Origin of the sequence: Streptodolium elevatio (genome assembly GCF_040649515.1) — a bacterium.
GTDB lineage: Bacteria > Actinomycetota > Actinomycetes > Streptomycetales > Streptomycetaceae > Yinghuangia > Yinghuangia elevatio.
The window spans coordinates 1-18,235 of sequence record NZ_JBEZFP010000175.1; the positions used below are offsets into that span (position 1 = coordinate 1).

The 18,235-nt window shown below is 72.7% G+C and carries 12 protein-coding genes and 1 pseudogene; 9 read left to right on the forward strand and 4 right to left on the reverse strand.

What is annotated here, in order from left to right; translation table 11 throughout:
• Nucleotides 1-75: 75 nt before the first annotated feature.
• Complete coding sequence (locus AB0C36_RS38815) at nt 76-1,137, reverse strand: polysaccharide deacetylase family protein (protein ID WP_358363539.1); 1,062 nt, start codon at nt 1,135-1,137, stop codon at nt 76-78.
• A 253-nt stretch (nt 1,138-1,390) separates the two neighbouring features.
• Here AB0C36_RS38815 and AB0C36_RS38820 point away from each other — a divergent pair, with 253 nt between their 5' ends.
• A complete protein-coding gene (locus AB0C36_RS38820) occupies nt 1,391-2,923 on the forward strand; it encodes an acyl-CoA carboxylase subunit beta (RefSeq protein ID WP_358363541.1) in 1,533 nt (510 codons plus the stop codon).
• Nucleotides 2,924-3,040: 117 nt separating this feature from the next.
• Nucleotides 3,041-3,919 (forward strand): SMP-30/gluconolactonase/LRE family protein, encoded by an 879-nt coding sequence (locus tag AB0C36_RS38825; protein ID WP_358363542.1) that lies wholly within the window; start codon nt 3,041-3,043, stop codon nt 3,917-3,919.
• Nucleotides 3,920-4,038: 119 nt separating this feature from the next.
• On the opposite strand, the gene AB0C36_RS38830 is transcribed toward AB0C36_RS38825, so the two are convergent.
• The gene (locus AB0C36_RS38830; RefSeq protein WP_358363544.1) at nt 4,039-5,148 is read right to left on the reverse strand and encodes an EamA family transporter; all 1,110 of its coding nucleotides are present in this window, start codon (nt 5,146-5,148) and stop codon (nt 4,039-4,041) included.
• 93 nt (nt 5,149-5,241) lie between these two features.
• On the opposite strand from AB0C36_RS38830, the gene AB0C36_RS38835 reads away from it, so the two are divergent.
• The 4 genes from AB0C36_RS38835 (at nt 5,242) to AB0C36_RS38850 (ending at nt 11,789) form a co-directional block, all read left to right on the forward strand.
• Nucleotides 5,242-5,814 (forward strand): helix-turn-helix domain-containing protein, encoded by a 573-nt coding sequence (locus AB0C36_RS38835; protein WP_358363546.1) that lies wholly within the window; start codon nt 5,242-5,244, stop codon nt 5,812-5,814.
• A gap of 159 nt (nt 5,815-5,973) precedes the next feature.
• Nucleotides 5,974-6,735, forward strand: coding sequence for an SDR family NAD(P)-dependent oxidoreductase (locus AB0C36_RS38840; RefSeq protein WP_358363547.1), 762 nt, complete (start codon nt 5,974-5,976; stop codon nt 6,733-6,735).
• Between the two features lie 199 nt (nt 6,736-6,934).
• The gene (locus AB0C36_RS38845; protein WP_358363549.1) at nt 6,935-10,105 is read left to right on the forward strand and encodes an AfsR/SARP family transcriptional regulator; all 3,171 of its coding nucleotides are present in this window, start codon (nt 6,935-6,937) and stop codon (nt 10,103-10,105) included.
• A gap of 64 nt (nt 10,106-10,169) precedes the next feature.
• Nucleotides 10,170-11,789, forward strand: a complete 1,620-nt coding sequence (locus tag AB0C36_RS38850) for an MFS transporter (protein ID WP_358363550.1) — start codon at nt 10,170-10,172, stop codon at nt 11,787-11,789.
• Nucleotides 11,790-11,865: 76 nt separating this feature from the next.
• Here AB0C36_RS38850 and AB0C36_RS38855 read toward each other — a convergent pair whose 3' ends face one another.
• Nucleotides 11,866-12,729 (reverse strand): NAD(P)-dependent oxidoreductase, encoded by an 864-nt coding sequence (locus AB0C36_RS38855; RefSeq protein ID WP_358363551.1) that lies wholly within the window; start codon nt 12,727-12,729, stop codon nt 11,866-11,868.
• 117 nt (nt 12,730-12,846) lie between these two features.
• Here AB0C36_RS38855 and AB0C36_RS38860 point away from each other — a divergent pair, with 117 nt between their 5' ends.
• Nucleotides 12,847-13,401, forward strand: coding sequence for a CGNR zinc finger domain-containing protein (locus AB0C36_RS38860; protein ID WP_358363552.1), 555 nt, complete (start codon nt 12,847-12,849; stop codon nt 13,399-13,401).
• A gap of 68 nt (nt 13,402-13,469) precedes the next feature.
• Here the strand turns inward: AB0C36_RS38860 and AB0C36_RS38865 are convergent, their stop codons facing one another.
• Entirely contained in the window at nt 13,470-15,350 is a 1,881-nt protein-coding gene (locus AB0C36_RS38865; RefSeq protein WP_358363553.1) for a serine/threonine-protein kinase, read from the reverse strand.
• Nucleotides 15,351-15,789: 439 nt separating this feature from the next.
• Here AB0C36_RS38865 and AB0C36_RS38870 point away from each other — a divergent pair, with 439 nt between their 5' ends.
• Both AB0C36_RS38870 and AB0C36_RS38875 read left to right on the forward strand, forming a co-directional pair.
• Nucleotides 15,790-16,446 (forward strand): TMEM175 family protein, encoded by a 657-nt coding sequence (locus AB0C36_RS38870; protein ID WP_358363554.1) that lies wholly within the window; start codon nt 15,790-15,792, stop codon nt 16,444-16,446.
• Between the two features lie 97 nt (nt 16,447-16,543).
• Nucleotides 16,544-18,154 (forward strand): annotated as a pseudogene (locus AB0C36_RS38875) (FdhF/YdeP family oxidoreductase); the annotation flags it as partial.
• Nucleotides 18,155-18,235 lie beyond the last annotated feature (81 nt).

The window sequence follows — 18,235 nt, forward strand, 5'->3', positions numbered from 1 at the left end:
GGCGCGTCCGGTGGCCCCACCCACCGGACGCGCCCGCTTTGCCCCCGCGTCGGTCGCGTCGTCGCGGCCGTGACGTCAGCTCTTCGGAAAGCTGTACGTGTACCCCTCCGCGTCGAGGTGTTCCAGCAGCCCCTTCAGCGCCGTCACGGACTGCGAACGGTCACCGCCGCCGTCGTGCACGAGGACGACCCGCCCCGGCCTGATCTGCTGCTCGAGGCTCGCCAGGATCTTGTCGGCGCCCTCCCGCTTCCAGTCCCCTGGATCGACGTTCCAGCCCAGCGGGCGCAGGCCGTTCTCGACGGCCATCTCGCGGATCCACGGCGTGAAGTCGCCGCCCGGAGCCCGGTAGTACCAGACCTTCGCCCCGGGCCCCGCGGCCTCGCGGATGAGGCGGTCGGCCTCGGTGATCTCGTGCCGGTTGTAGTCCGCCGAGCGGTCGCTCTGCCGCACGTTGTGGCTCATCGAGTGGTTGCAGAGCCGGTGGCCTTCGGCGACGACGCGCTTGACCAGGTCGGGATGGGCCTTGGCGGCCGGGCCCAGCATGCAGAACGTGGCCTTGGCGTTGTGCTGCTTGAGGATGTCGAGCATCTGCGGTGTGTAACGCGGGTCGGGGCCGTCGTCGATGGTCAGGGCTATCGTCTTGCCGCCGGTCCCGGTCCCCGACTCGGCTTCGCGGGATATCGAGGGGTCCACGCCACCCGGGGCGAAGCGGGGCGCCTTCTTGGCGTCGGTGCCCCCGTCGGAGCCCGGGTATGTCCCGGGGTTCCGGCCCGGGTCCGCGCCCGGGCTGGTTCCGGGTGGTGGGCCCGGGGTTGTCGCAGGGGTCGTGCCCGGGGTTGATGTGGGGGCCGAGCCCGGGTGTGTGCCCTGGTCGGTGCTCGCTCCCGTGCCGGTGCTCGCGCCGTTGCCCGTGCCGGCACCCGCCCCCGGGGCGGCGGCGCTGTTGCCGCCCGGCACCTGACCGCCGGTCCCCTGACCGCCGGACGTCTGGCCTCCCCCGCTCACCACCGCACCAGGGTCGCCGTGCGACGTGGCTGAGCCGCCCGTACCGGAGCATGCGGCGACGGTCAGGAGCAGTCCCGCACTCGCGATGCCCAGCACCATCCGGCTGCGAGCCGTCCGCGCGCCCATCCGCATATGTACATCTCCCTCTCGTCGTACCGCACGCCCGTCGGCGCCGCCGTCCGGCCTCCGTATCCGGCCTGGACGTCGGGCCACCTTCGCGGGTCCATGTGTGGGTGACACGTAGGTCAGCCGACGAATGTGTAACAGTTGCCCATCACTCTCATTTGGGGCAGCTGATCGCGGTTTGCGACGGCTTCGACCCGGGAGTCGTCCCGAGCCCGTGGACCCCCTCCCCCAAATGCTTGACTCGGTCTACTATCAGCGGATGACCGGAAGTCCTTCACACCGCGACGCCTGGAAGCCGCTGCTCGACGACCTCGCGGGACGCCGTACGGCCTCCCGGGCGATGGGCGGCCCGGCGAAACTCGCCCGCTACGGAGCCGCCGGCCGGCTCAACGCCCGCGCCCGGATCCGCGCTCTCCTCGACCCCGACTCGTTCGACGAGCTGGGCACACTCGCGGGCGGCGCCGAGTCGCCCGCCGACGCTTTCGTGGCGGGCTCCGGCCGCATCGCCGGGCGCACCGTGTTCGTCGGCGCCGAGGACTTCACCGTGCAGGGCGGTTCGATCGGCGCGTCGGCGGCGGCCAAGCGGGCGCGGCTCGCCCGACTGGCGGGCCAGGAGCGGGCCCCGCTCGTCATGATCCTCGAGGGCGCGGGCCACCGAGCGACCAACGCGCTCCAGGGCCACACCGCCTCGCCCAACGACCTCCAGGCCATCGCGGAACTCGCCGGGCGCGTACCGACGATCGCGATCGTCGTGGGGCCGTCGGCCGGGCACGGCGCGCTCACCGCACCGCTGTCGGACTTCGTGGTCATGGTCGAGGGCTCGGGCGCACTCTTCACCGCGGGCCCGCCCCTCGTCGCGGCGGCGACCGGCGAGCAGGTCGACAAGCAGACGCTCGGCGGCAGTGCCGTGCACTGCGCGCTCAGCGGCGTCGCGCACAACGCGGTCGCGGACGACGCGGCGGCCCTGGCGCTCGCCCGCCGCTACCTGTCCTACCTGCCCTCGAACGCGTGGCAGCGGCCACCGTACGCCGGTGCCGCACAAGGCAACGCCGACACCGCACCGCGCTCGACGGACGCGCTGCTGGACCTGATCCCGCCCGACGCGCGGCGGCCGTACGACATGCGCGCCGTGCTCGACACGGTCTTCGACGCGAAGAGCGTGCTGGAGATCCAGCCGAAGTACGGCGCCTCGGTCCTCACCGCATTCGCGCGCCTCGGCGGCCACGCGGTCGCCGTGCTCGCGAACCAGCCGTCCGTACGCGCGGGCACGATCGACGCGGACGCCGCCGCAAAATCGGCGCGGTTCCTCGACGTGTGCGGAGCGTTCCACCTGCCGGTGGTGTTCCTCGCCGACAACCCGGGCGTGCTGGCCGGGACGGCGTCCGAGAAGGCCGGGATCCTGCGCGCCTCTGCCCGCATGTTCGCCGCGCAACACCGGTTGCGGGTGCCGAAGTTGCACGTGACGCTGCGCAAGGCGTTCGGGTTCGGGTCGTCGGTGATGGCGATGAACCCGTTCGACGCGCAGACGGTGTCGTACGCCTTCCCGGGCGTCACCCTCGGCGGCATCCCGGCCGCCGCCGGTGCGGCGACCGCCAAGCAGGACGACGCCACGCGGGCCCGCCTGGTCGCGAACGAGGCGTCGGGGCCGTGGCGTTCGGCGAACGCGCTGTCGTACGACGACGTCGTCGAACCCGCCGAACTGCGCAACGTCCTGCTGGCCGGCCTGGCCCGGGCAGGCGAACGCCTGACGGGCCCCGTAGAACCGATCACCCACACCGGCTACCTGCCCTGACCGGGCGCCGCCCGCTGTCGCCGTGCGAGCCACGGCGGCAGCGGACTCCCCGCGCACATGCCGGCCGGAGGCAGGCGTGCCTTCCTATCTTGAGGCGGGTCGGGTACGCAGGACGGCATGGTGACGCGTACGACGATCCTTGACGGCCTCTGCTTCGGCGAGGGCCCCCGCTGGCACGACGGACGGCTGTGGCTCTCCGACCTGATCGGCCATCAGGTCCTGGCCGTGGACGTCCCCGACGACTTGGCGACTCCCGTCAAGGCCGAGACGGTTGTCGCGGAGCACGCGGATCAGCTCTCCGGCCTCGGCTGGCTGCCGGACGGCGACCTGCTCGTGGTCTCGATGGCCGAGCGGCGGGTGCTGCGGCTGCGCGACGGCGTGCTGACGACGCACGCCGACCTCGCCGGCCTCGGGCGGCACCACGTCAACGACATGGTGGTGCGGTCGGACGGCTTCGCGTACGTCGGGCAGATGGGCTACGACTTCCACACCCACGGCAGCCGCCCCGAGCCGATGCCGCTGATCGGCATCGCGCCGGACGGCACCGCGCGGGCGGTTGCCGACGACCTCAATTGCGCCAACGGCATGGCGCTCTCGCCGGACGCCGGGCTGCTGGTGGTGGCCGAGAGCGCCGCGCGGCGGCTGACGGCGTTCGATGTGGCGACGGACGGATCGCTGTCCGGGCGGCGGGTCTTCGCGGCGCTCGGCGACGGCGACCATCCCGACGGGATCTGCCTCGACGCCGAGGGCGCGGTCTGGGTCTCGTGCCCGGTCTCGCGCCGCTTCATCCGGGTCCGCGAGGGCGGCGAGGTCACCGACGGCATCGAACTGCCGGAGGGGCGCCGGGCTATCGCGTGTGTGCTCGGCGGCGGAGACCGGCGCACGCTGTTGATGGTCACGGCGGAAACGCTCGGGGATGCCGAGAAGTCCCGCGAACTGCGGGCCGGGCGGGTCGAGGCGGCTCGCGTCGCGGTGCCGGGCGCGGGACGTCCCTGACCTCCGGGTCGTCGCCCCGCAAACGTCGTCCTGGCATGCGTCCGTTGGGTGAGCGTCGCCATCGGTACGGGCCAGGCCGGCAAGCGTCGGATCGCGGCGTACCTCGGCGTCACCCTGCGTCAACCGGCGGCCAGGAGCACGGTCCCGGCCAGCGCGAGCCCCGCGCCCACGGCCTGTGGCGGCAGTAGCCGTTCCTTGAGGAACACGACGGCCGCAAGTGCGGTGATCACGGGGTACAGCGAACCGAGGACGGCCGCGACGGTGACGGGGCCGTGCTGGGCGGCCGTGGCGTACGTGCCGTTCGCCGCCACGTCCGTCACGCCGACGATCGTGAGCGCGGGGAGCAGGGCCCAGGGAATCGCACGTGCGCCCGAACGAGGCGCGAGCGAGCCCGCCTTCGGCGCCGCCGCGACGGTGACGCCGGCTGTCGCGGCAGCCCGCACGGCAGCCGGGGCCGCGGTACGTGCCGGCCCGGGAACCCGCGGCTCCAGCACGGGAGTTCCCCCGCCGCCCGGGCGCACCTTGGCAAGGATCCGCGTCGACCTGGGCCGAGGAATCCGCCCCCGCAGGCCGCCCGCGTCGGCCGCGCCGCCCTCGCCGCCCTCGCCAGTCGCGTCGCCCGCCTTCGGCCGCCGCCGCTCGGTGGCCACCATCACCGTGCCGCCCACGACGACGTTGACGCAGCGCTGCACGAACTGCGCGAGCAGCAACCCCGTCAGACTCGCCGAGGCTTCGGCGATCAGGGCGAACACGCTGCCGAAGCCGACGGCCGCGCCCGCGGTGAGCAGCAGCGTCTGCCGCTGCACCGCGCCGCCGCCGCCCAGCTTGCCGCCGCCCGCGAGGGCGATCCCGGCGATGGCGACGGCGATGCCGACGTACTGGAGGGGCCCTGGCCGGTCGCCGTCCACCGCGAGGCCGACCGACACCGGGATGACCACGCCGGCCGTGGCCAGGGGTGAGACGACGCCCATCGGTCCGCGGGCCAGGGCCTCGTAGAAGCACAGCAGCGCCAGTGGTCCGACGAGGCCGGCGGCGACCGCGAACCACAGGCGCGGGCCGGCCTCGGACACCGCGCCCGTCGCCAGGACAACCGCCCCGAGCACCACACATGCGGCGGTCTGGGACAGGACCACCACGCGTGCCGCGGGCAGGCGTCGGGCGAGCAGCCCCGCGCCGAAGTCGGCGAAGCCCCACAGCACGCTCGTGACGAGCGCCAGAGTGACAGTCAAGATGACCCCGCAGTGCAGTACGGTGAACAAAGCAGTGCATTACAACGTAGTGCAGCAGAGTGAACGATGTCATCCAGAATATTGGACGGTCTGATGCCCGACCTGGAAATCGTCGCCCAGTCGCTCGCCCGCAACACCAAGCGCGTGCGGCAAGCCCGCGGTTTCAGCCTGGACCGGCTCGCCGCACGCGCCGGGGTCAGCCGGGGCATCCTCATCCAGATCGAGCAGGCCAGGACCAACCCGAGCATCGGCACCGTGATCCGGGTGGCCGACGCGCTCGGTGTGAGCATCGCGCAACTGCTGGACTACTCGGACGCGCCGACCGTACGCGTCACCGCCGCCGAGGACGCCGTCGAACTGTGGCGCACCGACGCCGGGAGCAGCGGCGTGCTGCTCGCCGGGACCGAGGCACCCGGCCCTCTGGAGCTGTGGACGTGGCGGATCATGCCGGGCGAGGGGCACGACTCCGACGCGCACCCGCCGGGCAGCGCCGAACTGGTCAGGGTCGACGAGGGCGAGCTGACGCTCGTCGTGGACGGGCGAGAGTACCGCGTACCGCAGGGCTCGACCGCGCACTTCGAGGCGCACCACGCACACGCCTACCGCAACACGGGCGACGTCCCCACGGTGATCACGCTCGCGGTGTCGATCCCGGCGCCCGCCTAGTGCACCGAAGTACGCGCCTCACCGACGGAAATTGCCTTCCCCGGGAGGTCCCTTTTTGGCACAGCGTGCCATACGGTGTACCGCGCCGGATCTGACGCGCAGTCAATCAACCGCGCGGTTCCGGCGGCTCGTCACCGCGTCGTCCAAGGAGCAGCGATCATGAGTGTTACCCCCGAGCAGTCCGCCCGCACGGTCCTGGTCACCGGCGGCGGTTCCGGCATCGGCCGGGCGATGTCGATCGCGTTCGCGGCGCTCGGTGACCGCGTCGTGGTCGCCGACCTCTCCGAGGAGACCGCGGCCAAGACCGTCGCGGAGATCCAGGCCGCGGGCGGCACGGCGACGGCGCTGCGCGTCGACGTCTCGGACGAGGAGTCGGTGGCGGCCATGGTCGCCGCGACGGTGTCCGCGTACGGCAGCCTCGACGTGCTCTGCAACAACGCCGGTGTGCTCGACTCCATGGGCGTGCTGGAGGACATCTCGCTGGCCGAGTGGCAGCGCACCATCGGCGTCAACCTGACCGGTGTCTTCCTCGTCGCGCGCGCCGCGCTCCCGCACCTGCTGGAGAGCAAGGGCAGCATCATCAACACGGCGTCCGAGGCGGGCATCCGCGGCGGTTGCGGCGGGCCGTCGTACACCGCGTCCAAGCACGGCGTGGTGGGGCTGACCCGGAGCATCGCGTACATGTACCGTGAGCAGGGTGTGCGCGCCAACGCGATATGCCCGGGCGGCGTCAACACCAACATCGTGCAGGGCGAGATGAGCGAGCAGGGCTTCGGCCGGCTCGCCGGCGTCCTGATGAACGCCGGGGCGATGGCCGAGCCGGAGCAGATGGCGTCGGTCGCGGTGTTCCTGGCGTCGGACGCCGCGTCGTACGTCAACGGCGCGATCATGCCGGTGGACGGCGGCTGGTTCGCGGGCTGACGCGCCCGGCACGCCCGGCGCTCCCGGCGCTCCCGGCGCTCCCGGCCCACGAACATCACCCGGCGGCACCGCACGCGCGCGACGCGACGGTGTCGCCGGGGTCGGCCCGGAGACGGCCTCGGCGGGCCACGGTCGGCCCGATTGCGCGGGCGGGCACCGCGCCGCCCACACCCTCCGGCCGATGAGCCAGAATCGCTGCATGTTGTTCGGCATTCTGGGCCCGGTCGAGGCACGTCACGAGGACGGTACGCCGGTCGCCGTGGGCGGCCCCCGCGTACGCTCCCTCCTCGCCCTGCTGCTCCTGGACGCGGGCCGCATCGTGCCCGCGCAGACGCTGGTCGACGGCCTCTACGGCGAGGCGCCTCCCGGGGATGCCGCCAACGCCCTGCAATCGCAGGTGTCGCGGCTGCGGCGCGGTCTGCGCGACGACTCGGGCACCGACAAGCTCGTCGAGTTCCACGCCGCCGGATACCGCTTGTCCGTCGACCCCGAGCAGGTGGACGCGCACCGCTTCGAGCGCCTGGTCCGCGAGGGACGCCGCGCACTCGCCACCGGCGGCCACGCCGACGCCCACCGCCTGCTCGACGAGGCCCTGAACCTGTGGCGCGGCCCTGCCTTCGCCGACGTCATGGACGCGCCCTTCGCCGCCACCCAGGCCGCCGCCTGGGGCGAACTGCGGCTGGACGCCCTGGCCGACCGCGCCGAGGCCGCACTCGCGCTCGGCCGACACGCGCAGGTGGTGGGCGAGTTGCAGCGGCTGGTCGCGGAGAACCCGCTGCGCGAGCGGCTGGTCGGCCAACTGATGCGCGCGCTGTACGGAGCGGGCCGGCAGGCGGAGGCGCTGGCCGCATACGAGAACACCCGTACCCTCCTTGCGGACGAACTCGGTGCCGACCCCTCGGCCGAACTCGCCGCCGTGCACCTGGACATCCTGCGCTCCGCCCCCTCGCTCACCCCGGCCGCCACGCCCGCCGTCCCCGCCGAGGGCGAACACCTGGGCCTGCCCGCCCAGTTGACGAGCTTCGTGGGCCGCGACACGGAACTGGAGCGGGTCGGCGCGCTGCTCGGCTCGGCACGCCTGGTGACGCTGACCGGGCCGGGCGGCGCCGGCAAGACGCGCCTCTCGGTCGAGGCGGGTCGCCGCGACAGCGGTGACGTCTGCTTCATCGACCTCGCGGCCGTACGTCGCGACGACGAACTCGTGGCCGCCATGCTCACCGCGCTCGGCCTGCGCGAGGCAGGTCTGCTGCCGGCCAGTTCCCCGGAGACCGGCACCGCACGCCTGGTGGCGGGCCTGGCCGCGCGCAAGGTGCTGCTGATCCTGGACAACTGCGAGCAGATCGTCGCCCAGGTCGCGCGGCTCGCCCACACGCTGCTCAGCGCCTGTCCGGACGTACGCATCCTCGCGACCAGCCGCGAGGCGCTCGGCATCACCGGCGAAACCCTTTGCCCCGTACCGAGGTTGGCGGTTCCCGCGGAAGGCACGCAGCTCGACGAAGCGCTGGCCGCGCCGGCGGTGCGCCTGTTCGCGGACCGCGCGAGCGCGGTCCGCCCCGACTTCACGATCGACGCCGACACGCTGCCGACCGTGCTCGCCGTGTGCGCGGCGCTCGACGGACTGCCGCTGGCCATCGAACTGGCCGCCGCCCGCCTGCGCGCGCTGCCGCTCGACGAGGTCGCCGCGCGCCTTGGCGACCGGTTCCGGCTGCTGTCGCGCGGCAACCGTACCGCGGCCCCGCGCCACCAGACCCTGCGCGCCGTGGTGGCGTGGAGCTGGGACCTCCTCGACGAAGCGGAGCAGGAACTCGCCCGCAAACTCACGGTGTTCCGGGGAGGTGCCACGATCGCGTCGGCGGCCCGGGTGTGCGGCCTGGCCGAGGAGGAGGCCGTCGAACTCCTTGCCGACCTCGCGGACAAGTCGCTGATCGACGGCACCGACGGCCGCTACCGCATGTTCGAGACGATCCGCCTCTACGGATCGGAGCGCCTCGACGAGGCGGGTGAACACGACGCCGTACACCGCGCGCACGCCGAGTACTGCCTCGAACTCGCCGAGCGCGCCATGCCGTTCCTGCGCACCGGCGAGCAGATCGGATGGCTGGACCGGCTCAGCGCGGAACACACCAACCTGCGCGCCGCACTGCGCTGGACGATCGACAACGACCCGCCGCTCGGGCTGCGCCTGAACGCGGCGCTCGCCTGGTACTGGTGGCTGCGCGGGCTGCGGCACGAGGCGGGCGGCCTGGCCGGCCAACTCCTGGCCGCGGTGGGCGACGAGCCGCCGCCGGGGATGACGGAGGCGTACCTGCTGTGCCTGCTGGGGTCGCTGGCGGAGACCGCCGATCACGACGACGGCACGCGCGCCCGGCGCATCGCCCGCGCCCAGCCGCTGCTGTTCAGCCTCACCGAACCGCCGCGCCAGCCCGAGCTGTTCATCCTCATCGCGGTGGCACTCGGCCCGGAGGGCTCGGACCAGGAGCGGACCGCCTCGCACATGGGCGACGATCCGTGGTCGCAGGCCGTCATGTGCCTCGGCTACGGCTTCACGGAGTTGTACGGCGGAAAGATCCCGGAGGCGCGCGCCTACTTCCAGAACGCCTTGGAGAGCTTCCGGGTCCTGGGCGACGCCTGGGGCATGGCCAACGCGCTGGACCAGCTCGCGGTGTTCGCGGACTGGGCGGGCGACATCCCGGGCGGCCTCGCCCTCATGGACGAAGCGCTGGCCATGATGCGGGAGTTGGGCATCACCGAGGACATCGACGACCTGCTGGTGCGGCGCGCCGAGATGGTCCTGCGGCTGGGCGACCACGACGCCGCGCGGGACCTCTACAGGCACGTCATGGAGTCGGCCGAGCGGACCGGGCGGCCCACGACCCTGGCGCTCGGGCGCAGCGGCCTGGGCGACCTGGCCCGGCACGCCGGGGACCTCGCGGAGGCGAAGCGGCTCCAGGAGCGGGCGCTCGCGGAGTGCCCGGCGGACCTGTTCGACAGCGCCTCCGCGCAGGCGTACATCCTCGTCTCGCTGGCGTGGACGTCGGCGACCTCGGGGGACGCCCACAAGGCCCGCGGACTCGCATACGCGGCACTGGACTTGACGTACTCGCAGGGCAACCTGATGCTCACGGCCGAAGCCGTCGAAGCACTCGCGGGCGCGGCGGTGGAGGACGGCGACGCGGCCGGGGCGGCGTGGCTGCTCGGGCTGGGGGTCGCGACCCGGGGTTCGGCGGTGCCCGGAAACCTGGATGTGGCGCGCGTGACGAAACGCGCACGTGCGAAGTTGGGGGACGCGGAGTTCGAGGAGGCGTACGCCCGGGGCCGCGCGGTCGAGCGGAGTGCGGTGGGCGACGCCCTGGAGTCGGTCCGCACCTGAGGAGTGCGTGGCGCGGTCAGCGGACGGTCAGTGCGCGGTCAGCGCCGGACGGCACGGTTGCCGCATGGATTCCTCGCACACATCGACCCGGCCGGCCGGTCCCCCGGTGCAGTACTCGGCCGCCCGCAAGTGGGCCACTGTGGCCGTCGGCTGCCTTGCGGTCGTCGTCCTGTCCGTCGACCTGACCGCGCTGCACCTGGCCATCCCGGGACTGGTCTCGGACGTCGACCCGTCCGCCAACCAGATCCTGTGGATCGCGGACGCGTACGGCTTCGCACTCGCCGGCCTGCTGGTGACCATGGGCGTGCTCGGCGACCGCGTGGGGCGCAAGAAGCTGTTCCTGATCGGCACGGTGGCCTTCGGTGCGGCGTCGCTGCTGACCGCGTACGCCTGGAACGCCGAGACGCTCATCGCAGCCCGCACGCTCCTCGGCGTGGCCGGCGCCACGATCATGCCGTCCACGCTGTCGATCGTCCGGAACGTCTTCACCGATCCGAAGGAGCGTACGGCCGCCGTCGGCATCAGCATGGGCGTGGGCGCGCTCGGCGTGGGGCTCGGCCCGGTGTTCGGCGGACTGCTGCTGGACCATTTCTGGTGGGGCTCGGTGTTCCTGGTCAACGTCCCGCTGATGGCGGTGGCGTTCGTGGCCGGCGCGGTGATCCTGCCCGAGTCGCGGGATCCGCGCCCGCAGCGCCTGGACTTGATGAGCGTGCCGCTGTCGATCGCCGGGGTGATCGGGTTGGTGTACGCGGTGAAGGAGGCGGCGTCCGGCGGGCTCATGCAGGGCCGCGTCGCGGTGGCGCTGCTGGTGGGTGTGGTGGCGGCCGGGGCGTTCGTCCGGCGGCAGCGGCGCATCGACAACCCGCTGATCGACGTGGCGCTGTTCCGGCGCAAGGCGTTCACGGGGTCGATCCTGGCGAACCTCATGGCGATGTTCGCGCTCGTGGCGCAATCGCTGCTGTTCGCCCAGTACTTCCAACTGGTGCTCGGCTGGTCGCCCCTGAAGGCCGGGCTCGCGGGACTGCCGGGCGGCGTCTTCGCGATGCTGGGCGGGGTCGCCGCGGCACCGCTGATCACCGTGCTGGGCCGGGCCCGGCTGGTGGCCGTGGGGATGACGCTCGCGGCGTCCGGCTTCTCCCTGTACACGCTGTCGGGGGCGTCCTCCAACTACCCGCTGCTGGTCCTGGGGATGGCGCCGTGCGCGCTCGGCATGGGGATGGCCATGACGGTCACCGGCGACACGATCCTGGCGTCGGTGCCGAAGGACCGCGCGGGGTCGGCGTCGGCGATCTCCGAGACCGCGACGGAACTGGGCGCGGCGCTCGGCATGGCACTGCTGGGAAGCATCCTGAACGCCGTCTACCGCACGTCGGTCGACGTGCCCGCCGACGTGCCGGAGTCGGCGCGCGGCGCCGTCGAGGACTCGATCGGGGCGGCACAGCACAGCGCGGCGGGGATGCCTGCCGATCTCGGCTCCCGGGTCGTGGACGCGTCGCGGGACGCGTTCGTGACCGGCATGCACGTGGCGCTGCTGACCAGTGCGGCGCTGGCCTTGGCGGCCGGGGTGGCGGCGTTGTTCCTGCTGCGCGATGTACCCAAGGTGCTGGTCGACGAGGAGGACCCGATCGACGAGGGCGACAAGCAAGCCCCCCGGAAGGCCGCGCCGATTGCGGAGGCCCGCTGATCCACCGGTAGACCCCGGGCCACACCCCGGGGCCACCGGTCGGGGTCATGCCGCCTCGATCGTGGGCGATCGGTGGTCACCGCGGCTGCTGTTCCGCGATGACCGCCCAGTCGTCCGTCCCACGACCGTCGGCGATGGCCTCATCGAAGACCGCACGCAGCAGTTGACCGATCGGGAGGGGAATGCCTTGGTCGGTCGCTTCATCGAGCGCGAGGTGGAGGTCCTTGCGGCCCAGGACCGCGGTGAATCCGGCCGGCTGGTAGCGCCGTTCGGCAATCATCGACCCGTATCCGGAGTGGACGGCCCCGGGGAAGAGTGTCGAAGTCAGCAGCTCGACGAACTGACCGGAGTCGACACCGGCGCCCTCCGCGAGGCTGACGGCCTCGCCCAGCGACTGGATCGTGCAGGCGATCAGGTAGTTCCCGAGGATCTTCACGATGTTGGCCTGCTCCGGACGGTCGCCCAGTCTCCAGGTCCGCGAGCCGATCACGTCGAAGAACGGCTGCACGCGGTCGAGCAGCGCCGGCTCGCCGGCGGCAAGGACGTCGAGTGCCCCGGCTTCGGCGACCGGAACGCGGCCGAAGACCGGTGCCGCGACATATCCGACACCGTGCTCGGCGTGCGCTGCGCCGAGCCGGCGAGCCAGGCCCGTACTCACGGTGGCGAGGTTGACGTGAACGGTCCCGTCCGGGATCTGTGCGAGGACACCGGAGTCGATGAACGTCTCGGCGACGGCCCGGTCGTCGGACAGGATCGAGAAGACCACCGGCGCCCGCATGGCCTCGGCCACCGAGGCGGCACGACGGGCACCCGCTCCGACCAGTTCGACCGCGGGCCCGTCGGACCGGTTCCACACCACGACGTCGTGGCCGGCCTTCAAGAGGTTGCGTGCGACGGGTCTCCCCATGCCTCCCAGACCGATGACCGCAGTGCTGCCCACGCCGAGCGCTCCTTCCCTTGAACCGTCTAAGGCGGTTCAAGGATGCCATGGAGTTACGATCGCAAGGAACCGCCTGAAGCGGTTCAGCGCGTGGTCCTGCTCACTGCGGAGGTTGGAATGACCGAGGACGTACGTCGTGTGTTCCGGATGGACAACGAGGTCCTGGCGTTCCGGTTCACCGCCACCGTCAGCGATCGCGCCGACCGGACGCCGAGGGAGCGGCTGACCGATACGGAACGGCTGAGGATGTGGCTGGAGGCCGCGGGGCTCGACGTCGCAGATGTGTCGCCGACCGATCTGAAAGACGCCGTCGAACTTCGCGAGGCGATCTACCGAATCGGGTCGGCGATCGCCGCAGGCGAACGGCCGGAACCCAACGATGTCCGCATCCTCAACACGATCGCTGCCGCTGGGCATGCGAAAGTCGCTCTGGACAACGAACGAGCAGGATGGCACCTGACGCAGACGACCCCTGTCGGTGACGCCCTCGGGGTCCTGGCCACGGATGCCATCCGCGTACTCGGGGGGCCCGACCGCGGCCGCATCAAGAACTGCGAAGGCCCGGCGTGCGCGGGCCTGTTCCTCGACACCAGCCGCGGGGCCAACCGCCGCTGGTGCTCGATGAACACCTGCGGCAACAAGGCCAAGAAGTCACGAATCACCGCGAGCTGAGCCGGCGGAGCCGCGATCGGCCCCGTGAACAACGTGATGCTCCGCAACGTACCGCGCCGACGCGATGGCTAGCCGCGCGCCGTCCAGTATTCCAGGCGTGTGCGTACGCTCGCCGCGTAGGCGCTGCCCGTGCCCTGCGCCGCCTGCGCCTCACCGACGAGCAGCGTGTAGAGGTGCACCGCGCGCGCGGTGTCGCCCTGCACGCCGATCCAGTGCGCGAAGGCGTTCTTGACATCGAGCGTCACCAGGGAGTCTTCGCCCAGCGCGGTCCGGCAGTCGCCGACGAGGCGCTCGAAGTGGCTTACGGCGCGGTCGACATCGCCTACCTTCGCGATCCACATCGCCCACTCGGCGCGCACCGACAGCGTGTCCGCGGCGAGCTCGCCCATCGTCCGCAGATAGTCCCCGGCCAGCAGGCCCGCCGCTTCCGCGGCGCCCGGCACGTCGCCGGAGTGGCCGAGCCAGTGCGCGTGTTCGCCGCGCAGGAGCAGCGTGTAGGGGTGGTCGGCGCCGAGCGCGCGGAATGCGCCCTGCGTGGCGGACAGTGCCTGGTCCCGGGCGGCGGCGGCCCACCCGAGACGGCCGGTCGCGTGGATGCTGCCGAGGAGCGAGCACACCGCGTACGCGTGCCACGGCCCGAAGACCTGTCCGGCGACCTGGGTGGCCTGGCGGAACGCCTCGGCCGCATCGCTCACGTGCCCGTCGTGCAGCAGACGGCAGGCCTGGTCGTAGTGCGCGATGGTCGCCTGCTCCGACGCGGACTGCGGCGGAACGTACGCGCGGGCCGCGGCGTACCGCTTGGCACGGGCCTCCGGCGGATCGGGCAACTGCGGTACGGCCCGCTGGTGTCCGGTCGGCGGCACCAGGGCGGGCCCGGCCGCGGGCGGAGCTGCGGGGTGGTGTCCCGTCGGCCCGGCGGCGACGGGATGGCGGCCGGTCGGCACCGGCGGTGCGGCGGGGTGGTGACCCGTGGGACCGGGCGGAACGGCACCCGGCGGAACCGCGCCGGGCCCGACCGCGCCGGGAGCCACCACGCCGGGCGGCACGCGCGGCGGTGGTGGAACGGACTGGGTGCGCTGCTCGGGCATCGCGGGCATGGGTGCGTCGCGGAAGGCGCGCACCAGTTCCCATTCCTGGTCGCCGAGCCAGCCGCGCGCGTTGTCGTGCGCCACGAGGTCGACCTCGGCGGCGAGCAGACGGATGACCTCGGCGGGCTCGGGGCGGTGCCGGGCGTCCCGGCGCAGGCAGCGTTCGACGATGCCGCGCAGCGGCTCGTCGAGTTCGGTCGGCGCGTGCACGGGCAGTTCGTGCTGGCCGGTGGCGAGGCAGATGAGGGTCAGGCCGAGCGCGTAGACGTCGCTCGCGGTGGTCACCTGCACGTTGCCGTACGCCTGTTCCGGCGACATGTACCCGGGCGTGCCGATCGCCGCCGTACCCCCCGTGGAGACGTACGTCCCTTCCGCGTGGACCACGCCGAAGTCGATGACCCGCGGGCCGTGTTCGTCGAGCAGGATGTTGGACGGCTTGAGGTCGCGGTGCACGACGCCGACGGCGTGGATGGACTGCAGCGCCTCCGCGATGCCCGCACCGAGCCACATCACGGTGTCGACCGGCTGCGGCCCGCACGTCTTGATGAGGCGCTTGAGCGAAGGCGCGGGCACGTACGCGGTCGCGATCCACGGCACCCGGGCGCCGGGGTCGCTGTCGACCACCGACGCGGTGAACACCCCGCTGACCCGGGCCGCCGCCTGCGCCTCGTGCGTGAAGCGCCGCCGGAACTCGCCGACGGTGGTGAACTCGGGACGTATGGTCTTGACCGCCACCCACCGGCCCGCGGCCGACCGCGCGAGGTAGACGCGGCCCATGCCGCCCGCACCGAGCCGGGCCAGCACCTGGTACGGCCCCACCTCGGCCGGGTCACCGGCCTCCAGCGGCTCCCAGGCCAACACGGCGCACACCCCCCTCCGCAACCTCTCGCTCCCGCATCCGCGCCGTCGCCGGGGCGGTTTCCGCCCCGCCCCCCGCGTCGCAGATCAGCGAAGCTTTTCACATTTGCGGGGACGGGTTCTCGCGGACGGGCGCCCGACGCGGAACGGCGGCGCGCCGCGGCCGAAACCGAGCCCAGGATGGTGCCGCATACGCAGACCCGCTCACACTCGATGCCACGCTCGCCACGCCGGAGGTAAGCCGTGGACCGGCCTCGTCGTGGTGACGACCCACGCCGGTAACGTACCGCCGCGCCCGCGGGTTTGGCATACCGCGGCAACCGCGGGGATCGGCGCGGGGATCCGCGCCGAGACGACAAGCGGGCGACCGGTGTCACCCGGGTGGGCGACCGGGCGGCCGCGCGTCCGGGGATTGCCGCGGGCAGGGCCTAGGGTCGACCGCATGGTTGCACCGACCCGGGTCCGCACCGACCAGCACGGGCCGGAGCGGCTCATCGCGCTCTCCGACGGCGTGTTCTCGATCGCGATGACCCTGCTGGTCCTGGACATCTCCGTGCCGCCGGGGCTGAGCACCGCGGATTTCGACGAGGCGCTCGGCGACCTGCCGCAGAAGATCTCCGCGTACGCCCTGAGCTTCGTCATCATCGGCGCCTTCTGGCTCGACCACGGGCGCGTGCTGCGCGGCCTGCGGGCGGTGGACCGGCCGATCATCGCCGTCACACTGCTCGGGCTCGGCTTCATCGCGTTCCTGCCGTTCCCCACCTCCTTGTTGTCCGAGTACGGGAACGAGCCGGTGTCGGTGGCCGTCTACGCCGCGACGATCGCCGCCACGGACGTGACCCAGATCGGACTGGTGCTGCTCCGCGCGCGACGCCCGTGGCTCAACGAACACCCGATTCCGCCCGAGCTGATGCGGTCGTGGATCACCGACACGGGGGCGACGGTCGCGGTGTTCGCGGTGTCCATCCCGCTGGCCTGGCCGCTGGGCGGACACGCGATCTGGCTGTGGCTGCTGATGATCCCGGTGAAGTTCGCCACGGGTCGGCGGCACGCGGCGGTCGTGCGGCGCGTCGGCGAGCAGGACATGGACGCCCCGTAGCGGGCCGCCGCGCGCGTCGCCGCCACACGTCGCCGATGTTTCGCCGGTGCGAACCGAGGGGTACCCGTGCGCGGCCGACGCACGAAAGGCCGAGTCGATGCCCGACACCCCTCCTCCCTCCTCCGGTCCCCGCGCATCCGGCCCGGGCACTTCCGACGACGGGGTCGCCGCCACGCCGGCCACCGGCTTCGGGCCCGCGGGCGACGGGGATCCGTCCCGGGAGCCGTACCGGCACCCCAGCGCGGGCTGGGGAGCGGCCAAGTCGGTCGCGAAGGTGGTCGCGCGCGCCGAGGAGCCGGTCACGGCCGTGCGGCTGATGGACACGATGAACCACGCGGACCGCGGCTTCGACTGCCCGGGGTGCGCGTGGCCGGACGCGTACGACGGCCTGCACCTGGACCTGTGCGAGAACGGCATCAAGCACGCGACCTGGGAGATGACGCACAAGCGCGTCGGCCCGGAGTTCTTCGCGGCACACACCGTCACCGAGTTGCTGTCGTGGCCCGACTTCGCGCTCGAGGACCAGGGTCGGCTGACCCAGCCCATGGCGTACGACCCGGACTCCGACCGGTACGTCGCGATCACCTGGCCCGAGGCCTTCTCCGTCATCGGCGACACGCTGCGGGCGCTGGACTCCCCCGACCGCGCGATGTTCTACACCTCCGGGCGCCTGAGCAACGAGGCGAGCTTCCTGTACCAGTTGTTCGTACGCGAGTTCGGCACGAACAACCTGCCCGACTGCTCCAACATGTGCCACGAGGCCAGCGGCCGGGCGCTGACCGCCGCACTCGGCACCGGCAAGGGCACGGTCGACCTCCAGGACCTCGAACTCGCCGACGCCATCTTCGTGATGGGCGTCAACGCGGCCTCCAACGTGCCGCGCATGCTGACCGCCCTCGCCGACGCGTACCGGCGCGGCGCGCAGGTCGTGCACGTCAATCCGCTGCTGGAGGCGGCGTCGGGCCGCACGATCGTGCCGCACGAGTTCCGCGCGATGGCCGCGTTCAAGGCCACTCCCACCGGGACGCTCGACCTGCAGCCGCGCATCGGCGGGGACCAGGCTCTGCTGCGCGGCATCGCGAAGGCCGTGCTGGCCGCGGCGGAGGACGATCCGGCAGTCCTGGACCACGAGTTCCTGGCGCGCTTCACCACCGGATTCGAGGCGTACCGCGACCTGTGCCGGGCCACGGCGTGGGAGGACATCGAGCAGGCCTCCGGGCTGCGCAGGCAATGCATCGAACAGGCCGCGGCCGTGTACGCCGCGGCCTCGCGCACCGTCTTCACCTGGTGCCTCGGCATCACGCAGCAGGAGCACGGCGTCGACACCATCCGCGAGATCGTCAACGTGCTGCTCCTGCGCGGGAACATCGGCCGCGAGGGCGCGGGGCCGTGTCCGATCCGCGGGCACAGCAATGTGCAGGGCAACCGCACCTGCGGCATCAACCACCGGCCGGGCGCGGAGTTCCTCGACCGCCTCGCCGAGGTGTGCGGCATCGACCCGCCCCGCGAACCCGGGTACGACACGGTCCGCGGCATCGAGGCGATGCTGCGCGGGGACGTACGCGTGTTCGTCGGCATGGGCGGCAACTTCGCGCGCGCCGCGCCCGACACCGAGCGTACGGCCGAGGCGCTGCGCGGCTGCGAACTGACGGTCCACGTGTCGACCAAGCTCAACCGCAGCCACCTGGTGCACGGCCGCAAGGCGCTATGGCGAAGTTCCACGCGAACGTCGGCGGTATGACCGCCGACTCCGAGCAACTGGCCGCGCAACTCCGCTCGTTGGGTACGG

Coding starts and splice junctions, on each gene's coding strand:
- AB0C36_RS38815 (WP_358363539.1), bottom strand. CDS start 1,137: ATGCGGATGGGCGCGCGGACGGCTCGCAGCCGGATGGTGCTGGGCATC.
- AB0C36_RS38820 (WP_358363541.1), top strand. CDS start 1,391: ATGACCGGAAGTCCTTCACACCGCGACGCCTGGAAGCCGCTGCTCGAC.
- AB0C36_RS38825 (WP_358363542.1), top strand. CDS start 3,041: ATGGTGACGCGTACGACGATCCTTGACGGCCTCTGCTTCGGCGAGGGC.
- AB0C36_RS38835 (WP_358363546.1), top strand. CDS start 5,242: ATGCCCGACCTGGAAATCGTCGCCCAGTCGCTCGCCCGCAACACCAAG.
- AB0C36_RS38840 (WP_358363547.1), top strand. CDS start 5,974: ATGAGTGTTACCCCCGAGCAGTCCGCCCGCACGGTCCTGGTCACCGGC.
- AB0C36_RS38845 (WP_358363549.1), top strand. CDS start 6,935: ATGTTGTTCGGCATTCTGGGCCCGGTCGAGGCACGTCACGAGGACGGT.
- AB0C36_RS38850 (WP_358363550.1), top strand. CDS start 10,170: ATGGATTCCTCGCACACATCGACCCGGCCGGCCGGTCCCCCGGTGCAG.
- AB0C36_RS38860 (WP_358363552.1), top strand. CDS start 12,847: ATGACCGAGGACGTACGTCGTGTGTTCCGGATGGACAACGAGGTCCTG.
- AB0C36_RS38870 (WP_358363554.1), top strand. CDS start 15,790: ATGGTTGCACCGACCCGGGTCCGCACCGACCAGCACGGGCCGGAGCGG.